At 55.2% G+C, this 17,225-nt stretch carries 18 protein-coding genes; 11 read left to right on the forward strand and 7 right to left on the reverse strand.

From position 1 onward, the window contains the following. Window positions 1-44 precede the first annotated feature (44 nt). On the reverse strand, window positions 45-275 hold the full coding sequence (locus CRO08_RS05385; protein WP_073192083.1) for a hypothetical protein: 231 nt from the start codon (window positions 273-275) through the stop codon (window positions 45-47). A gap of 54 nt (window positions 276-329) precedes the next feature. Beyond that, window positions 330-545: a DUF3791 domain-containing protein gene (locus CRO08_RS05390; RefSeq protein WP_072801212.1), complete on the reverse strand. Its 216-nt coding sequence runs from the start codon at window positions 543-545 to the stop codon at window positions 330-332. Window positions 546-640: 95 nt separating this feature from the next. Between CRO08_RS05390 and CRO08_RS05395 the strand changes: the two genes are divergently transcribed. The 6 genes from CRO08_RS05395 (at window position 641) to CRO08_RS05420 (ending at window position 4,087) form a co-directional block, all read left to right on the forward strand. Further along, a complete protein-coding gene (locus CRO08_RS05395) occupies window positions 641-970 on the forward strand; it encodes a transposase (RefSeq protein ID WP_097034692.1) in 330 nt (109 codons plus the stop codon). Between the two features lie 17 nt (window positions 971-987). Beyond that, window positions 988-1,836 (forward strand): IS3 family transposase, encoded by an 849-nt coding sequence (locus tag CRO08_RS05400; RefSeq protein ID WP_176495013.1) that lies wholly within the window; start codon window positions 988-990, stop codon window positions 1,834-1,836. Between the two features lie 309 nt (window positions 1,837-2,145). Continuing rightward, window positions 2,146-2,433, forward strand: a complete 288-nt coding sequence (locus CRO08_RS05405; protein WP_073192209.1) for a UPF0175 family protein — start codon at window positions 2,146-2,148, stop codon at window positions 2,431-2,433. Further along, window positions 2,430-2,915: a DUF3368 domain-containing protein gene (locus tag CRO08_RS05410; RefSeq protein WP_073192207.1), complete on the forward strand. Its 486-nt coding sequence runs from the start codon at window positions 2,430-2,432 to the stop codon at window positions 2,913-2,915. Before CRO08_RS05405 ends, CRO08_RS05410 begins: the two co-directional genes overlap by 4 nt. Before the next feature lie 260 nt (window positions 2,916-3,175). Continuing rightward, on the forward strand, window positions 3,176-3,613 hold the full coding sequence (locus CRO08_RS05415; protein WP_097035346.1) for a V-type ATP synthase subunit K: 438 nt from the start codon (window positions 3,176-3,178) through the stop codon (window positions 3,611-3,613). A gap of 18 nt (window positions 3,614-3,631) precedes the next feature. Beyond that, the gene (locus tag CRO08_RS05420) at window positions 3,632-4,087 is read left to right on the forward strand and encodes a V-type ATP synthase subunit K (RefSeq protein WP_072799628.1); all 456 of its coding nucleotides are present in this window, start codon (window positions 3,632-3,634) and stop codon (window positions 4,085-4,087) included. A 93-nt stretch (window positions 4,088-4,180) separates the two neighbouring features. Here CRO08_RS05420 and CRO08_RS05425 read toward each other — a convergent pair whose 3' ends face one another. The 4 genes from CRO08_RS05425 to CRO08_RS05440 all read right to left on the reverse strand — a co-directional run bounded on the left by CRO08_RS05425 (window position 4,181) and on the right by CRO08_RS05440 (window position 9,180). Further along, window positions 4,181-5,656 (reverse strand): amidophosphoribosyltransferase, encoded by a 1,476-nt coding sequence (locus tag CRO08_RS05425; RefSeq protein WP_097035347.1) that lies wholly within the window; start codon window positions 5,654-5,656, stop codon window positions 4,181-4,183. A 71-nt stretch (window positions 5,657-5,727) separates the two neighbouring features. Beyond that, window positions 5,728-7,029, reverse strand: a complete 1,302-nt coding sequence (locus CRO08_RS05430; protein ID WP_097035727.1) for a GTP-binding protein — start codon at window positions 7,027-7,029, stop codon at window positions 5,728-5,730. Window positions 7,030-7,213: 184 nt separating this feature from the next. Continuing rightward, window positions 7,214-8,098 carry a phosphoribosylaminoimidazolesuccinocarboxamide synthase gene (locus CRO08_RS05435; protein WP_097035348.1) on the reverse strand — a complete coding sequence of 295 codons (885 nt, stop codon included), beginning with the start codon at window positions 8,096-8,098 and terminating at the stop codon, window positions 7,214-7,216. Between the two features lie 125 nt (window positions 8,099-8,223). Then, window positions 8,224-9,180, reverse strand: coding sequence for a hypothetical protein (locus tag CRO08_RS05440; RefSeq protein ID WP_097035349.1), 957 nt, complete (start codon window positions 9,178-9,180; stop codon window positions 8,224-8,226). 158 nt (window positions 9,181-9,338) lie between these two features. On the opposite strand from CRO08_RS05440, the gene CRO08_RS05445 reads away from it, so the two are divergent. Beyond that, window positions 9,339-10,316, forward strand: coding sequence for a hypothetical protein (locus CRO08_RS05445; protein WP_097035350.1), 978 nt, complete (start codon window positions 9,339-9,341; stop codon window positions 10,314-10,316). Window positions 10,317-10,551: 235 nt separating this feature from the next. Beyond that, window positions 10,552-12,120, forward strand: a complete 1,569-nt coding sequence (locus tag CRO08_RS05450) for a hypothetical protein (RefSeq protein WP_097035351.1) — start codon at window positions 10,552-10,554, stop codon at window positions 12,118-12,120. Between the two features lie 85 nt (window positions 12,121-12,205). Here the strand turns inward: CRO08_RS05450 and CRO08_RS05455 are convergent, their stop codons facing one another. Next, a complete protein-coding gene (locus CRO08_RS05455) occupies window positions 12,206-15,343 on the reverse strand; it encodes a GH116 family glycosyl hydrolase (RefSeq protein WP_097035728.1) in 3,138 nt (1,045 codons plus the stop codon). Window positions 15,344-15,536: 193 nt separating this feature from the next. Between CRO08_RS05455 and CRO08_RS05460 the strand changes: the two genes are divergently transcribed. From CRO08_RS05460 to CRO08_RS05470, 3 genes are read left to right on the forward strand one after another with little or no spacing between them, the layout of a single operon-like run. Next, window positions 15,537-15,737, forward strand: a complete 201-nt coding sequence (locus tag CRO08_RS05460) for a hypothetical protein (RefSeq protein WP_097035352.1) — start codon at window positions 15,537-15,539, stop codon at window positions 15,735-15,737. A 25-nt stretch (window positions 15,738-15,762) separates the two neighbouring features. After that, window positions 15,763-16,347, forward strand: a complete 585-nt coding sequence (purN, locus tag CRO08_RS05465) for a phosphoribosylglycinamide formyltransferase (protein ID WP_097035353.1) — start codon at window positions 15,763-15,765, stop codon at window positions 16,345-16,347. Further along, window positions 16,344-17,186 (forward strand): ribonuclease HII, encoded by an 843-nt coding sequence (locus tag CRO08_RS05470; protein ID WP_097035354.1) that lies wholly within the window; start codon window positions 16,344-16,346, stop codon window positions 17,184-17,186. Before purN ends, CRO08_RS05470 begins: the two co-directional genes overlap by 4 nt. The last annotated feature ends 39 nt before the right edge of the window (window positions 17,187-17,225 follow it).

The raw sequence follows: 17,225 nt of genomic DNA on the forward strand, positions 1-17,225 counted from the left end.
GAGTATAGGTTGAAAAGGCTGGCCGCGTAAGGAGCCGGCTTAGGCTAGACTTCGAGTTGAGTCAGTTTCCCGTTTTCCTGTTCCGCCTTGAATATGTCGTAGACATAGGGAGAACTTTCAAGGTAAAGTCCGGTTTCCAGGTCAACCAACTTGGCGAATGTTTCAGAAGCGTAGAACCTACGCATAGCCTCGATGAGAGAGAGTTTCTGGTCTTCCATCACATACGAGATGATGTCTCCCGTTATGAGTTCAGCAAGCATTTTTGGCTTAGACATGGGCCGACTCCTTCTTTTTCAACAGCGCAATCGCTTTTTCTGAGTGGAAGAGAATCACTGTATCTTCCCTCCGTTCTGCTGGCTGACTAGCGTCAGGTCGTTGATGGCGTCTTCAAATGAAAGCGTATGCTCCACATCGTAGAATTCGACAAGGAAATCCATCGCTCCGTGATTGCATAGATAATCAAAAGCCTGCTTTTCGGTGAGGCTCTTGTTTGCGGCGAACTCGTTGACGCATGCAACGGTATATCTGATCAGTTTCTTGTCCATTTCTTAGATAATATACATCTTGGACCATGCAGGAGTTTAATAAGAGGGTAGCATAAGCTACTATATTCATTGCGCAACCCCCAAAAGGTAAAACAATGGCAAAAATCAACTATAGCTCCGAGACAAGGGAACAGGTCATCAAGCTGGTCCTGAAAGGCGAAAAGTCAGCAAACCAAATAGCCAAGGAACTCGGAATCGGGCCCAATACAGTCGGTCGGTGGGTAAACGAGTACCGCAAGGAACACAACCTGCCGAGCTACCGCGAGGAACGGCGAATCCGCAAGGTGTCCGTCGAGGAACTCGCCGCCAAGAACAGGGAACTGGAAAAACTCCTGAAGAAGCGTGAAAAGGAGCTTGCGGACGAGAAGGAGACGGTAGAGATCCTAAAAAAATCCCTGCACATCTTTATGCGACCACACGACTGAAATGCGAGGCGATACACGTGAACCGCAAGAAATACTCAGTCAGGAAGATGTGCAGAGCCCTAGGAATACCGCAGTGTTCCTACTACCAGTGGTCGCGCCAGCAGGAAAAACGTGCCGAGAAGAAGGCCCGCGAAGAACGGCTTGTCCAGAAGGTCCGCGACACCTTCGAAGAAAACCACCGCGTGTACGGTTGCCCGAAGATGCAGGCGGCACTCCATGACAAGGGTGACGAGGTAAAGGTGTGGAAACTGCGCCGCATCATGCGCGAGAACGGTCTCTATCCGGTCACGCTCAAGAAATGGAAACCCTACCGCAAGGGCAAATGTGACTCCATGTACAGCGAGAACCTGGTGCAGCGGAAGTTCGATCCCGACAGTCTGAACGCCGTCTGGGCCGGCGACATCACCTACGTCAAGACTACGCTTGGCTGGGTGTACCTTGCCGTGGTACTTGACCTATGCAACAAGGAGGCGGTGGGTTATGCCGTGAGCAAGAACATCGACACGGAACTTGTCAAGCGCGCGTTGTCCAATGCCATCATGCAACGCGGCCATCACGACGGACTAATCTTCCATTCCGACCGTGGCGTGCAGTACAGCAGCATGGGCTACCGCACGATGCTCTCGGAGAATGGGATAACGCCCTCGATGAGCGCCCCGGGCTGCCCCTACGACAACGCCTGCATGGAAAGCTTCTTCGCAAGCTTCAAGAAGGAGATGGCCTACAGGCGAGACTTCAAGGACATCGAAGACGTGCGGGAGGCCGTTTTCAGGTACATCGAGCTGTTCTACAACCGGAAACGGCTCCATAGTTCGCTCGGTTACATGACACCGGTGGAATATAGGCTGTCAAAACAGGCTGCCTAGACCACAAGGGTATACCACTTAACAAGAAAAAAGGATATATTTTAACTTAACCGGTAATGAATATGGTTGTTCATGAACCCACTATTAAAAAAACTACAAATCCACATTTTGGGGTTTTCTGCGGTTATTCCAGGTTTAATACTCAAAAGACCATTCTAACAGCATGGTTGAAATGCTGAAATTATTTAGCAGAAATAATATTTCTTATTAAGTATTTATTCAAAATAAAACTTTTTGCAATAGCCAAGGTGCCATGAGTTAGGCTTGCCTTTCCCGTAAAAAAATTATATATTGATGGTAGAGGCCCCTATGGAAATGACAACAGTGCAGCTTAAGGTTCCCGTGGCTATGGAACCGTATATTGCTACGAAGCCAGATGGCGAACTTGTCCAGTTGGCCTTGTTGTTGCATCCGTTCGTGAAGAACGAGACCATTTCGCATGGTCGTGCCGCAGAAATCCTCGGTATCACGAAGTGGCAACTTATCGAACTTTACGCCAAAGAGGGTTTTGCCTATTTCGACATGGATTGGAGCGAGGTGGAAGAGGATGTGGCGACTTATGAACGCCTGAAAGCCAAAGAGGCCGCACAGGTATGATTGTCGTCTCCGATACCACGCCGCTAATTTCCCTCCTAAAAATTCGACGCCTTGATTTGCTGGAAAGCCTTTTTGGGGCTGTCCATATTCCGCAGGGCGTTTTCGACGAACTGACTGCCAACCCTGATTTTGCGGAAGAGGCGTCCGAAATCCAGGAATGCGAATTCATCAGGATTCAGGATGTCAACCCACAAGAAGTGTCCCTTTTTAGGAGAACAACTGGGCTTGACCTTGGCGAGAGCGAGGCGCTAGTCCTTACCGACAGGTTGAAAGCCGACCTGTTGCTCGTGGACGAAATACGCGCGAGACATGTCGCAAAGTCCATCGGTTTCAACATAATGGGAACGATTGGCATTTTTAGTGCTGCCTACAAAGAAGGGTTCCTTTCTGCCGATGAAATCCGTGAGGCAGTGGAAATCCTGCGTTCCAGCGGCCGGCATATTGGCGAGCGACTTTTCAAGAAGTTGCTCGAATCTCTGTAAATATGAATGAAAGGCGGTTCCTGCCGCATTTGCGTTAGGGATAGTGACCCCTTGGGGCGGCGCTGTGGCGCCGTTGCAAGAGCCGCGCGGGCGTGCCGCAGGTGCGCACGGGGGCCTTGCAATATAGCCCGACCCACACGATAGTGTGGGGAACGCCCAAAAGAAGACGATGGAACCGAATACAATGGTTACTCTCGCTACCGTGAGCCAGAAAGCGACTCAGCGGGAGCGAGTCGTGCTGGCGAGAGAACAACCGAAGGTTGTTCGGTCATTATAGGGGTGCTGCTGCCGCTCTCGGCATTGCGGCTATGGGCTCTGCCCTTGGTTGCGGAACGGCCGGTATGTCCGCCATCACGATGTGGAAGAAGGCTTATGCCCAGGGCAAGTCCGCCCTCTTCACGCTCTTGGTGTTCGTGGGTGCCCCGATTTCCCAGACGATTTATGGCATGTTGCTCATGAACTTCATCTTGAGCAAGGCTGCTGAAAACGGCTTTACCAACTGGGGCGGCTGCCTCGGTGCCGGTATCTTCGGCGGTCTTGGCATGATGGCTTCTGCCTGGTACCAGGGCAAGTCCGCTGCTGTGGCTTGCGACGCTCTCGGTGAAACCGGCAAGGGCATGGTGAACTACCTGATGGTGCTCGGTATCGTGGAAACCGTGGCCCTGTTCGTTCTCGTGTTCTCCATGATGGTGCTCTAATCCAGCGAGGTAACACGTATGGATCAAGCTCAACTTTTAACGCTCGCGAAACTCGGCGCGGTGGCGGCCCTGGGCCTTGCCGCGGTGGGTTCTGCGCTGGGCTGCGGGACTGCCGGCATGGCGGCCATCGGGGCCTGGAAGAAGGCGTATCTCAAGGGTAAGAACGCGCTGTTTACGCTGCTCATCTTCGTGGGCGCGCCGATCGCGCAGACAATCTACGGCATGTTGCTGATGATGTACATCCTGAACAAGTCCCAGGCGGCTCCGGCCAACTGGGCTGCATACCTGGGTGTGGGCATCTTCGGTGGCATCGGCATGATGGCCAGCGCCTGGTACGTGGGCAAGTCCGCTGCGGACGCCTGCAACGCCCTCGGCGAAACCGGCAAGGGCCTGGTGAACTACCTGATGGTGCTCGGCGTCGGCGAAACCGTTGCACTGTTCGTCATGGTGTTCTCCATGATGTTGGTATCGTAGGACGCTTTGTCATCCCCGCGAAGGCGGGGATCTCTTTTGCAAAAAGCACCCTGTCAAACGACAGGGTGCTTTTAAATGCTTTGAGACCTGTTACTAGTCTTTCTTTTCGCGCTTGCTGGCGCATTCCTCGCAGGGGCAGTGATAGCAGTCGCCAGTTTCTGCGTAGTCCTTGCCGCTCCAGCAGTAGGTGCAGAGCTGGTCTTCGGGGAGCCCGATGGCGTGAATCACGTCGTCGATGCGCTGGAAGGCAAGCGTCGTGAGGTTCAGCTTCTTGCGGATGTATTCGACCATGTCCTTGTAGGGCTGGCCATCCGGATCGGTGTACTTCTCGATTTCTGCATTCTCGCCTTCCTGGTCACGGATGTAGCGGCGCGTAATCAGGTCGTACTCGTTCTTGGAGCGCGAGAAGTTGATGAACTTGCAGGGGTAAACGAGCGGCGGGCACGCGATACGCATGTGCGTTTCTTTACAACCAAGTGAATAAAGCTTCAAGGCCTGCTTGCCGAGCTGCGTGCCGCGCACGATGGAGTCGTCGCAGAACACGAGACGGCGGTCCTTGATGAGGCCCGGGATGGGAATGAGCTTCATGGAGGCGACGCGTTCGCGCTGCTTCTGGTCTTGCGGCATGAAGGAGCGGGCCCAGGTGGGCGTGTACTTCACGAAGGGGCGCGCGAACTTGATGCCAGCCTCGTGCGCGTAACCGAGGGCGTGCGACGTGCCGGAATCCGGGATACCGCAGGCGGCATCGGCTTCGGTGGGGGTACGCTTTGCGAGCGCGGAGCCACAGCGGTAGCGCGTCATTTCCACGTTGCGGCCTTCGTAGCTCGAGGCGGGGTAGCCGTAGTAGACCCAGAGGAACGAGCAGATTGCCATCTTCTTCCCGGGCTTAACGAGCGTGATGTCGCCATCGGGCGTGAGCTCCACGATTTCGCCCGGGCCGATGTCACGGACGTGTTCGTACCCGAGGTTGTGGAGCGCGCAGCTTTCTTGCACGGCAATCATCGAGCCTTCTTTTTTACCGAGAACGATGGGCGTGCGTCCCCAGCGGTCGCGGCTCGCGAAGAACCTGCCGTCGCTGTCCATGAGCAAGATGGAGCAGCTGCCCTTCACCTTCTCGTGAACGTACTTGAGGCCGTCGACAATCGAGTCGCGGGTCGCGATGAGCGCGGATACGACTTCGGTCGGGCCAACCATGCCGCTCGTCGTGGAGTACTGGAGCTGCATGCAGTTGTTCTTGAAGAGTTCGTCCTTCAGTTCCTCGATGTTGGTGAGGAGGCCCACGGTGACAATCGCGAATGTCCCGAGCTTGGAGGTCATGACGAGCGGCTGCGGGTCGGTGTCAGAAATGACGCCGATGCCCACCTTGCCGGAGAACGCGGCGAGGTCGTGCTCGAACTTGCTGCGGAACGGCGTGTTCTGGATGTTGTGGATGGAACGGTGGAACTTGCCACTGCCGTTCAAGACAGCCATACCGCCGCGGTGTGTACCTAGATGTGAATGGTAGTCTGTCCCGAAAAAGAGGTCGCTTACGCAATCTTCCTTAGAAACAACACCACAAAAGCCGCCCATATAGATCTCCTTGAGAAAAGGCCTGAATTTTACGAAGACAAAAATAAAAAAATGATGGCCGAACTGTCCTTTTACTCTCCGAGGCAGTTGTCCATCGCGGCGATAATCTTCTTCTTGTCCATGTGCTGGCCGATGAAGACGAGGCGGATGATGCGGTCACCGTACTTTTCGTCCCACACCTTTACGAGGTCCGGGTTCTCGCGCAGCAGGCGCTTCTGTTCTTCTTCGCTCTCGCTGGCGAACCAGGGACCGAAATTCTGTGCGGAAGCCTGCTTGCCGGCCTGCTCGAACAGGTAGCTGTTGTTGCGTTCGTCCTCGAACCACACGAGGCCCTTGGTGCGGATGATACTCGTGGGGTAGTTGTCGAGGAACGTCTCGAACTTGTCGCGGACAAGCGGACGGCGGTGTTCGTACACGAACGTGCTGATGCCGTACTCGTCGCCGTGCGGATGGTCCTTGTCGTGGTGGTGGCCGCAATGGCACACGCCGTGCTCGTGGTCGCATTCGCTATGGTCTTCGTGTTCGTGCTCATCGTCATGGTCGTGATGGTGGTGATGCTCGTGCTCGTCGTGGTCATCATCATCGTGATGGTGGTGATGCTCGTGTTCGTCGTGGTCATCATCGTCGTCTTCGGGCTTCGTCTCCTTCATGAGCTCCTTCGCCCAGGCAGCGGAATTCCCGACCTTCTCGAAGTCGAACTGCTTGGTGTCGAGGATGTCCTTCATCTCGACCTTGCCGTAGTTCGTCTCGATCATCTTGGCTTCGGGCTGGAGCGCGCGGACAACCGCCTTCACGTGCTCGAGGTCGTTCTTGCTGATGGAATCGACCTTGTTCATCACGATGGTGTTGCAGAACTCAATCTGTTGGATAAGGAGGTTCGCGATGTCTTCTTCTTCGAGGTCGTTCGAAAGCAACTTCTGGCCGCCCGCGAATTCGTCGGCGAGGCGTGCGACGTCTACCACCGATACGATGTTGTCGAGGTGGCAGGCGAGGGGGCGCCCGTCGCGGCTCTGCAGCTGGCTGCCCGCCATGCAGATGGTCTGCGCGATAGGCACGGGTTCGCAGATACCGCTTGCTTCGATGAGGATGTAGTCGAACTTGTTCATCTCGAGGAGTTCGGCAATCTGTTCCAGGAGGTCGGTCTTGAGGCTGCAGCAGATGCATCCGTTGGAAAGCGGCACCACCTTTCCGGAATCTTCCTTCGTGATGTTCCCGCCCTTCTCGATGAGCGTCTGGTCGATGTTCACTTCGCCGATGTCGTTCACGATGACGGCGACGTGGTAACCCTGCTGGTTGTTGAGGACAAAGTTCAGGAGGGTCGTCTTTCCGGCTCCGAGGTAACCGGTGAGCAGCGTAATAGGTACAGATTTCATTTTCATATCCTTCGGATGAAAGTTCTTTTAAAAAGGTCGCAGGCCCTGGAGCCGACGACCAAATAGCGACCGCTCGGGCTAGAAGCTAAACAACAAGTTTAGGGCTGGCCCTCGCTCTCGCGACCGCGCCTAGTTAATACCAGGCGCTTGTCGCTCACGGAAATCGTTCATGCGAACGGTCTCATTACAGTTCGGGCTGCTTGCCGGTGAGGCGCACGAAGATTTCTTCGTACTTGGCTAGCGTGTTCTTCACGACTTCAGGCGGAATTTCCGGACCCGGATAGGTCTTGCCCCAGTCGAGAGTTTCAAGCCAGTCGCGAACGTACTGCTTGTCGAAGCTTTCCTGGTTCTTGCCCACCTGGTACTTGTCTGCCGGCCAGTAACGGCTGGAGTCCGGAGTCAGCACTTCGTCAATCAGGATGGTTTCGCCATCGATTTCACCGAATTCGAACTTGGTGTCGGCGAGGATGATGCCCTTGCTTGCGGCGTAGTCGCGAGCCTTCGTGTAGATGTCCAGTGACATGTCACGGAGTGTGGTGGCAACCTTTTCGCCAACGATATCGAAAGTCTGTTCGAAGCTGATGTTTTCGTCGTGGCCAACGTCGGGCTTGGTGCTCGGCGTGTAGAGCGGCTTTTCGAGCTTCTGGCAGAGCTGCAGTCCTTCCGGGAGAACATGACCGCAAATCTTACCGGTCTTCTGGTAGTCCTTCCAGCCGGAACCCACGATGTAACCACGCACGATGCATTCCACGGAATGGCGGTGGGCCTTCTTCACGATCATGGAACGGCCGCGGAGGTAGTCGGCGTGCTTCTTGAGCACTTCCGGGTATTCGTTCACGTCGGCGGTGATGAGGTGGTTCTTCATGCCGAGGTGCTTGAACCAGAACAGCGAAAGCTGGTTGAGGATTTTGCCCTTACCAGGGATCGGGGTGGGGAGCACCACGTCAAAAGCGGAAAGACGGTCGCTAGCGACCATCAGGAAGCTGTCGCCCAGGTCGTACATGTCGCGTACCTTGCCCTGGTGGAACAGCGGAACTTCGGTAATGGGAGTATCAAATTTTAAGCTCATAGTGAGTCCAAATATAGGAAAAGGCTAGGGGGTTGGCTGCCTAAAACGAACAAAGCGTGCCCGTAGTCACGGACACGCTGAATGTAATTTCGTAAGGAATCGTTAGAAGTAATCCTAGTAAACGATTATTCTACTGGGTAATACACTTCGTTTACTTCGTAAAGGTAAGTCCCGTCGTAATAAAGATTTTCCTGCACGTTGCCTAATTTACAGTACAGAACACCGTTTGACATTTTTTCTATGGAAGTGGAAGTCACACCATTGTTAATGGACCGTTTTCCGTCGGCACTTATATTTATAAAGTCGCCATCTTCGGTTACCCATTTTCCTACAAGACCCTCTGAAAAACCATCTCTTTCAAATCTTTCAAAAAGATAGACTTTAAGAAGTAGGCCATCTGCATAGATTATATATTCTTCGTCGTCGCCAAAAGCGTCGATCAAAACGCCTCGCTCTACATCAAGACTATAGTCAAGCGAAGTGTCATCGTAAGGGGTTCCGTCATCGTTAATTATTGTTGCCGTGATGGTAATTTTTCCATCGCTTAATGACGAGAACGTCCATTTGTCGTGAATAGAACCTTCATTATCTGCCCATGCCGTGCCTGATAGGCTTTCAAACATTTCAGAGCTGGGACTGGCACCGGCAGGTCCAAACGAGAATGGTGTCCCGTCGCCGTTGTCACTGGAGGAATTGGAAGAACCTTCATCGTTATCCGATGGTGTCTTACCACCTTCGTCGCTGGAGGAATTCGAAGAACCTATGTCGTCACCGGACGGGGTCTTACCGTCTTTGTCGCCGGAGGGATCTTCGGAATTGCCGGACTTGCCGGAATCTTTTCCGCCTTCTTTGACCCATTCGCCCGATTCGCAGGTGTAGTTGGCCTTGTCATCCTTCACGTAGCCGATGTTCCCTTCTGCAGTTTTCGTGCAAGTGCCTAAATCTTCGAAGGTCTGGACTTCGAAGTCGGGTGTGGCGGTCTTGCTGTCAGAGCCGCTGGAGCTGTCGTCGCCGCAGGCAACAAGGCTCATCAGGAGGGCAGTGGAAACGACGGAAATGCCGGCGTAGAGACTCTTTTTCATGGTGATTCTCCTTGAATAAATTGATGTTTTGGAATATAAGAAAAAAAACAGATTTGTCAAGCATTTTTGAAACAAACGAGTTTTTTACGTATTTGTAATGAAAGATGTGCCCGAAATATCTAAATTTGCCACTTGTTGACGTGATTTTAGGGTAATTCATGAAATTTGCCGTTCCCTTTTTGTTTTTGTTGAGCCTTGCGGTAAGCGTTTTTGCCGCACCGCCCCAGGGTAGTTCCGGGAACGTTTCCATATCCTCTACCGAGCGGATGCTTATCCAGATGCTCCTGAGCGACGAAAGTTTTGGTCCTACTTTTATGGAAAGGTGCACCGCCGAAGCGGATAGCCTGCTGGGAACGAAACAGTCGAAAGAAACCTGTGTCTGTGCGTTCAATCACTTGGTCAGGAACGATACCCTGCTCTACCTCTTGATGAAATCCATGGATGCTAACGGCGAAATCAAGGATTTCGGCCCTCTGGGCATGCGGCTCCTTTCGCCCTGCCTCCCACCGGAATTTACTCCCGAGATGGAAAAGTCCATCGAAGACGAATGTCTCCGGGTGGTCCGCGGCGGATTCAGGGCGAAGAACTTTGTCGACGACCCGTTCCCGGGCTCGCAGAACGTGACCAAGCTGGAACGGTTCCCCACGTGGAAGAACTCCGTGTCTTTCGGGCTGTTCTCTATTACCGAGAAGGATTCTGTGGTCTGCTTCGCGACGCGGAGCGGCGTGCGGGTAGACAACTGCACTTACGGCGCGGAATCCAGCAGCAGTGCAGAATCGAGCAGCAGCTCCGCGAATTCCTCTTCCAGTGTCACACCGCAGTCGAGCAGCAGCGAGACAAGTGTGTCCAGCAGCAGCGAGCTTGTCGAATCGAGTTCTGCGACGATGGTTGCATCGCCTGTGCACGGTGCTGGAACGTTCCGCCTGCGGGTTGCGGGTTCGCGCCTGCATGTCGATGCGCTTGTAGCGGGCGAGAAGTTGCTCCAGGTGTTCGACCTGCAGGGGAACCTGCTTCTCCAGGACCGCCTTGCGGGTGAATCTGCGGAACTTGACCTGACCCGCCTCGGGCATGGCGCGCGTGTTGTACGCGTGTCGGGCGCGGGCGTTTCGGCGGTCCGTGCTATTCGGTTGAAATAAACGGTATATATAAAGGGGAGGTTGGTGCCCTGCCTGTTCAGGCTGGCTGGCCTTTTGTGCTCCCGGCCTTTCGTATATAGAACAATGTGTTGCATATAGATGTGATTTATGATAAAATTTATTGGAAATGCTAAAAAATCTCTAAAAGTATAATTTTTGTTGCATAAAACTATTGATTTTTGAAAATTTTAGATTTATATTTAGGAGCGTAAGAATAAATGAAAAGGAGGAATCCATGAAAAAGAATTCGATTTTTGCGACGGCCGCCTCTGCTGCGGCAGCGATGGCGCTCTCGTTTACCCTGGTGGCTTGCGGCGATGATTCGTCGTCTACGGCTCCCGTTACTGGCGGGGACGAAAGCTCCTCCGCGACGGAGATTTCTTCGGGTGCCGAAGACCCGACGTCGAGCGCGGGCGTGGAATCGTCCGGCTCGCAGCCTTCGTCTTCCGGTTCGCAGCCTGCATCCTCGGGCTCCGATAATTCGTCTTCGTCCATTGCGGGTAACCCGGTGCAGAAGGTGAAGGTTTTTGGCACGTGCATGCAATCCACGGGGCGTTCCGATATTCCGGGAGGAGACGGCCTCGCGCTCCCGCCGCACGCCCTCATGGGGCAGGAAGATGGTTCCGACAAGGTGATTGTTGCCGTGGACCATGTGATGATGCCGGCTTACAAGATTAGCGGGTTTGCCGGGATGATTGTGAATCCGGCGCTTCTCGACAGTGTTGATGTCATGGCGGTGGGTGATACGCTCTACGTGAAGCAGGTTGTGGACGAGGCCAAGGCGGAGGATGACTCCAAGTGCGTGGCTGAATTCCATTTCGTGATGAAGGATGAGCCCGCCTTTACGAACGCCACCTTTATAGTCGTGGAAGGGGTCATTCGCTCGACCATCGACAAGGAATCCTATGTAGCCTCTTCGTCGTCCAGCGTGACGTCGCCGAGTTCCTCGTCGGTTGCTGGTAGGAATGTCGCGGTGCCGGTGACCAATATCTCGCTTGAATGCTTGCCGAACCATGATTTTGATGGGAACTCGGCCCAGTGCGAGGCGGAACCTTACCCCTACATGAGTTCCATCGCTAGGCTTGACGGGCTCGCGAAACTCACCATCATCAATGCGCGCTTGGATTTGCCTTGCAGCGGCGACAGCGCTGTTGTGAACGCTGCGGTGAAAGAAGCCAAGTTCGCCATTTCTCGTTACGGCGCGAACCTTGTTGATGACACTCTCTACGTGAACGTCGACCGCACTAAGGGCGAGGATTACACGTGCGGGTGCAATGCCCGAGTGGAGTTCTTGTTTGACGCGCAATATGTCGGTTTCGGTTATACCGCCTTTGACAACAACGGTCCGGTGCAAGTTATTGATGCGGCAAAGGATCGCCCGCGCCAGATTGTCGAGGATGCGACGGCCCAGTGCCGCGACTCGAACAACGGGGATGACCCGCTGGTGGACGGCGGTTCAAATGATGGGGGCCGCGCCGGCGACATGGCTCTGCCTCCGGTAGCCTACATGTATGAATTGGGAAACAAGGCGGAGATTGTCATCGAGACGGTCGAGATGAATTGTGCCGTGCAAATTGAAAACATCGATGTTTCCGTTGGGGGCGATACCCTCTATGTGAAGCCGAACATTGACGAATCTGCCCCGCAAGCCAATTGCATTTGCTCGACGCAACTCGACTTCTATATCGAAGCGGAGGAGGCCTTTAGGAATGCGACGATCCTCGTGTTCGACTACGGCTGGAACACCAATCCGAGCAACGTGATGCAAATTGTGAAGCAAAGGCTCGTCACGCCGGCGAACTAGCCCGAAAGAATCTCCTTGGAATGACAAAAAAGAGGTGCCCCGCTTGGGACACCTCTTTTTCTTATATCCGAAAAAACGGAGCTTATTAGTACAACAGCGCAAAGATCATGCCGGGGCGGAAGTACTTACCGGCGGTGTACTTGAGTGCCGTGCTGTGGAGCAGCATGAACAGCGCGCTTGCTTCAACCTTGTTCGCCTTCGCGATGCTGCCGAATGCCTTGGTGAAGGCGGGCAGGTTGCGGGGGAGCTTCGGGCTGATGCGGGAGTCTGCAAGCAGGGCGCCCTTCTTCAGGAGTTCCTTATGCATCTTGTCGGCAGCGGTGGCGCTCAGGCCGAATGCCTTCACGAGCGCTTCCGGGTGCAGGCGGCAAGAACCGTTGAATCCTTCCGGTGCGGCGAACGGGATGCGGGCTTCCTCGTAGAGGTTGCGGATCATGGAATCGCCCATGTCGGCTGCCTGCTTTTCGAGGCCGTGGTGCATCATGGCGCACATGATGCTGTACTGGATGCCGATCCACACGTCGTGAGCCTGGAAGTTGAATTCGTCGAGCGGGGAGCCGTCCTTACGCACAAGGTTGGCGGCGCCGATGAGCGGGCTGTTGGCCTTGTAGTTCGTGTTGAAAACGCGCAACAGGTTCGCCTTTGCCTTCTTCTCGTCGCTGATGGGCTTGAGGCCGAGCAGGCGGAGGTAAGTGTCGGCGAGCATCGTGTCGGCGAATACGTCATCGCAGTCGTTAGCAATCTTTGCGTTCCAGCTGGCGGTAAAGGCATCCTTGCACTGGGCGGTGAGCCAAGCCTTCTTGAGTCCGCGGAGTTCGTTCTTCGAAAGTTCCACGTCGCTCGGGATTGCGCCGGAGTTCAGCCATTCATTGATGGTCTTGAGGGCGGCCTTCACGTTGGAACCGTCGATGACGAGCGTGTCCTTGATGGCGTCGGCGAGTTGCGGGAGCTTGTCTGCCACAACGTCCTTCGCTTCCATCGGGGTCACGAAGAAGTGGTAGTAGCCTTCGGCTTCGTCCCACAAGGCTTCGTCGAATTCCTTGTTGGCGGCGTCGGCCTTGGCGTTCCAGGTGTCGGCCTGCTGCTTGTCGCCGAGGATTTCGGCAATCTTGGCGGCGGCGCGGAGGCCTGCAATCCAGAGGCTACCGCAGTACACGGAAATGCCGTGGCTGGAGAGGTTGTCGAACGTGTCGTCGGTACCGTGGGTGAGCGGGAAGTTTTCGCCTTCGTTCACCATCTTTTCGAGGTACTGCATGGCGGCGTAAACGGCTTCCTTGCAATCCTGCAGGTTCTGCTTGTCCTGCGTCTTCACGTAATGACGGAGAACCATCAGCACATACTTCGGAGCGAGATCCTTCCATTCCTTCACGTTGTGCCAGTCGTAGGCATCGGGTTCGGCATCGAAGGGGCTTCCGAGGTCGTGAATCACGGCGCCACGCACGGCGCGGGGGCCTTCCAGCTTCGGGTCGGGCAGGTCGGCGAACGGGTGGTTCACGTATTCGTGGTGACGGCGACGGTTGTCGTTCACGGCGAGAATCGCATCCCCGAAGCGCTTCATCACCACGCCGTCGAGGCGCGGCATCAGGGCCATCAGGCTGAAGCTGCCGTAGAAGTAAACGTCGAGGGAGTTGAAGAACGGATAGTCGGCGCATTCGCGGACGAGGAAGCGGTCATCCTTGTCCCACACGGTGGCTTCGGCGAGGAAGCTGAGCGTGTTGAGGGCGAGGCTCTTGAATTCGTCCTGCTTGGCGGCAGTCTTGTAAAGCTTGGCCACGGCCTTCTTCGGAACGAGGGCTTCGAAAGCCTTGAGGCGGGCGTCGAAGTTCTTGTCGGCGGCGAGCGCTTCGTCAAGGATGGCGCCCACGCGGCCATAGGCTTCGGGGAAGAATGCGGTGTACTTCTTGGCGGAAGTGAGCTTGTTCAGCTTGATTTCGGGGAAGTCGAGCACCAGGTTGAACTGGAAGCTGACCTTCTGCTTCGGCTTGAGGACGGCAGTCACGGCAACGGCACCGGCCATCGTTTCACGGCCACTGTAAACGTTCTTGACCCAGGCTTCGCAAACGCGACCGCTGCGGAGAGCGCCCTTCAAAACAGAGGCGGCGTCATCTTGGTAGAACATCGGCTTCACGGAAACGTTCAGGTTGTCCTTCTTGTTCCAGGCGACAGACACGCCCATGCAGCCGTTGAAGTCGCTTTCGGCGAGCGGCTTTTCGTTGTAGAATTCGAGACCGCGGACTTCGCGACCGTCCTTGGCCTGCTTGCTGAACTTGACGCCCTTCGGGAAACGTGCGGCGGGCACGAGCACAAAGCTCGAGTCCTGAACGCCCTGGCGGTCCTTCTTGGCCATGTAACCGGCGATGCAGTCCTGCACCTGCACAATCGTGACTTCGCGGGTTTCCTTGGTGGTATTTTCGAGAGTGAACACGGTGGCGTTCACGGGGAGGCTGGAGAGGCGTTCGTCACCCGGAGTCACGTAGCTGGACTGGGTCTTGGTAATCTGCACGCCCTTGCCTTCGTACTTGGTTTCGCTCACCGGATAGAGAGCGGTGTACTTCATTTTGGCGGCGTCATAACCCGGCTGGCCGAGGAACTCGGAGTCGTTTGCCCAGGCGGCGGTGAGGGCGCCCTGGCGTACGGCCTTTTCCCCAACGACACCGTTGAAGAAGTCGATGACGGCACTGCGGTTGAGTTCGGCTCCGGCCTTCTTGAGGAGGGCGGCGGTGCGGTCGCTCCATTCGATGTGCCAGCGTTCAAACGCGGCCTTGTTGTTCTTAAAGAAATCCTTTTCGGCGATGGCCTTGTTCAGTTTGGCCTCGGCCTTCTTCTGGTTGGCAAGTTCAGCGGCGGTAAAGAGGGCTTCGCCCTTCGCGTCCACGAGCGGGTACTTGGCGAGCATCTGCGTGAAACCGGCAAAGTCGACGATTTCAAGTGCTGCCTTCGCGTCAATGACGGATTCGCGGAAGAAGAAGTTGTTGAAGCGGAGGTCGGAGGGCTTTTCGGTGCGGACCTGCACGCCCGGCATCACGTTCATCACGGGGGTGGTGCCAGCAGGCGTTGCGGTGAATGTGGAGCCGATACCGCCGACAGCAATACCCGTGGTAGAAGGGGTCGTAGAAAGCGGGGTGTACCAGGGCTGGATAAATTCCACGGCGAGGCCCGGGGTCATCAGCTTCTGGACGGAACCGGCCTGTTTTGCGCCGGCGAGGTAATCTTTGATGCTCATAGTAGGTTCCATGAATTAAGGTTTATTTTCGTGGTAAAAGTTACAAATTATGGGAGGAAAGGACTCGCCGAAAAACAAAAAAGTGTTTACAAAACGGAACTCAGTTTGAAAAAGGTATAGATCCCCGCCTTCGCGAGGATGACAGAACGGGGCCGAATGAAATGCCGACATTTTTTATACTATTTTTCTTGTCATGAACAAGTTGATGTCTTACCTGCTGCCTGGCGTTTTCCTCATTGCAGTCTTCGCGATTGTCAAGACGTTCTTCCTGCCGCCTACGGTGACGGTCCAGGAATGGTTCGTGTACCTGACGGTCGCGGTTACCGTACTCTGCGTCGTGGTGCCCTGCGTTATCTATTACCTGCGCACGCCCCCTGGAATCGACCACAAGTAAGCGGCTCTTTTCTATATTTGGCGCCATGTTTAAAATTGGCGTGATGGCTTCCGGTGGCGGGAGCAACTTTAAGGCTATTATTGAGCGCATTGGCGAGGGTGACCTCGAGGCGCAGTGCAAGTTTTTAATTACGAACAACGGAACGTGCGGTGCCGTGGAGCATGCGAAGGAATACGGCATCCCGGTTTACCACATTTCGGGAAAGACGCATCCGGAGCAGGCGGCGTACGAGGCCGCGTTGCTTGAGGTTCTTGACAAGTACGACGTGGATTTGCTGATTCTTGCGGGTTACATGAAGGCCCTGCCGGTGTGCATCGTGCGGCGCATGGAAAATCGCATATTGAACATTCACCCGTCGCTCTTGCCCAAGTATGGTGGCAAGGGCTTCTGGGGTATTCACGTGCACGAGGCCGTAATTGCCGCGCACGAGAAGGAATCGGGCCCGACGGTGCACCTGGTGAGCGAGGAAATCGACCAGGGGAAGATTCTCGCGCAGGTGAAGGTGCCCGTGCTGGAAGGCGATACGCCGGAGGTGCTCGCCGCCCGCGTGCTCGAACAGGAACATAACCTGTACTGGAAGACCATTAGGGATTACGCAGCCCAGCTATGAAGTTTAAGTTGCCCGCATTCCTCGAAAACGTCGAGACTCCGGTAGAGGGGGAAACCCTCATGCGGAAGTTTGTCGCGGATCCGGCATCTGTCGGCGGGGCCGGCGTTGACGGTTCGCTCGACCTGTTTGCGTCGGCCGCGGCGGGCGAGGGCAAGAGCGTTATTGTTGTGGGTATTGACGAGGTCGGTCGCGGCCCGCTTGCCGGCCCCGTGGTGGCTTGCGCCGCCGTGCTGAAGGCACCCGACATTATGCCCGAACTGAACGACTCGAAGAAGCTTTCCCGAAAGAAGCGCGAGGCCATGTTCGATGCGGTGAAGGACGCGTGCGCCTGCTATGCGATTGCAAGTGCGAGCGAGAAGGAAATCGACGAGATGAACATTCTCGAGGCCGACTTCCTTGCGATGCGGCGAGCGCTGCAGGCTTTGGGAATGCAGGGGCTCGACGCTCCCGCACCCGAGATTCCCGTGGAGGTGAAGGGGAGTTTCGCGGAGGTGGACCCTATAGGTCGTCCTGCGGACTCCCTCCAGGGTGACAAGCGGGTGCCGCATATTTTCATCGCGGTTGACGGCAACCTCAAGATTCGCGGGGTCCCTGCCGAGATGCAGATGCCTGTCGTGAAGGGCGACGGGCGCATCGCGAGCATCTCTGCGGCCTCCATCCTTGCGAAGGTCTTCCGTGACCGCTATATGGACAAACTAGCAGAAAAGTATCCGGCTTACGGATTCGAGAAGAACGCGGGCTACCCCTCGCCGGTGCATCTCTCCGCCATTCGTAAATTCGGGTTTACTCCGGTGCACCGCAGGAGCTTTCACGTCAAGGAACTTGAAGGCCTTGTGTAGGGCCTATTTTCAATTTTTACAGACTAAATGCTGCTTTTT

It is taken from the genome of Fibrobacter sp. UWT3, from assembly GCF_900230125.1.
GTDB lineage: Bacteria > Fibrobacterota > Fibrobacteria > Fibrobacterales > Fibrobacteraceae > Fibrobacter.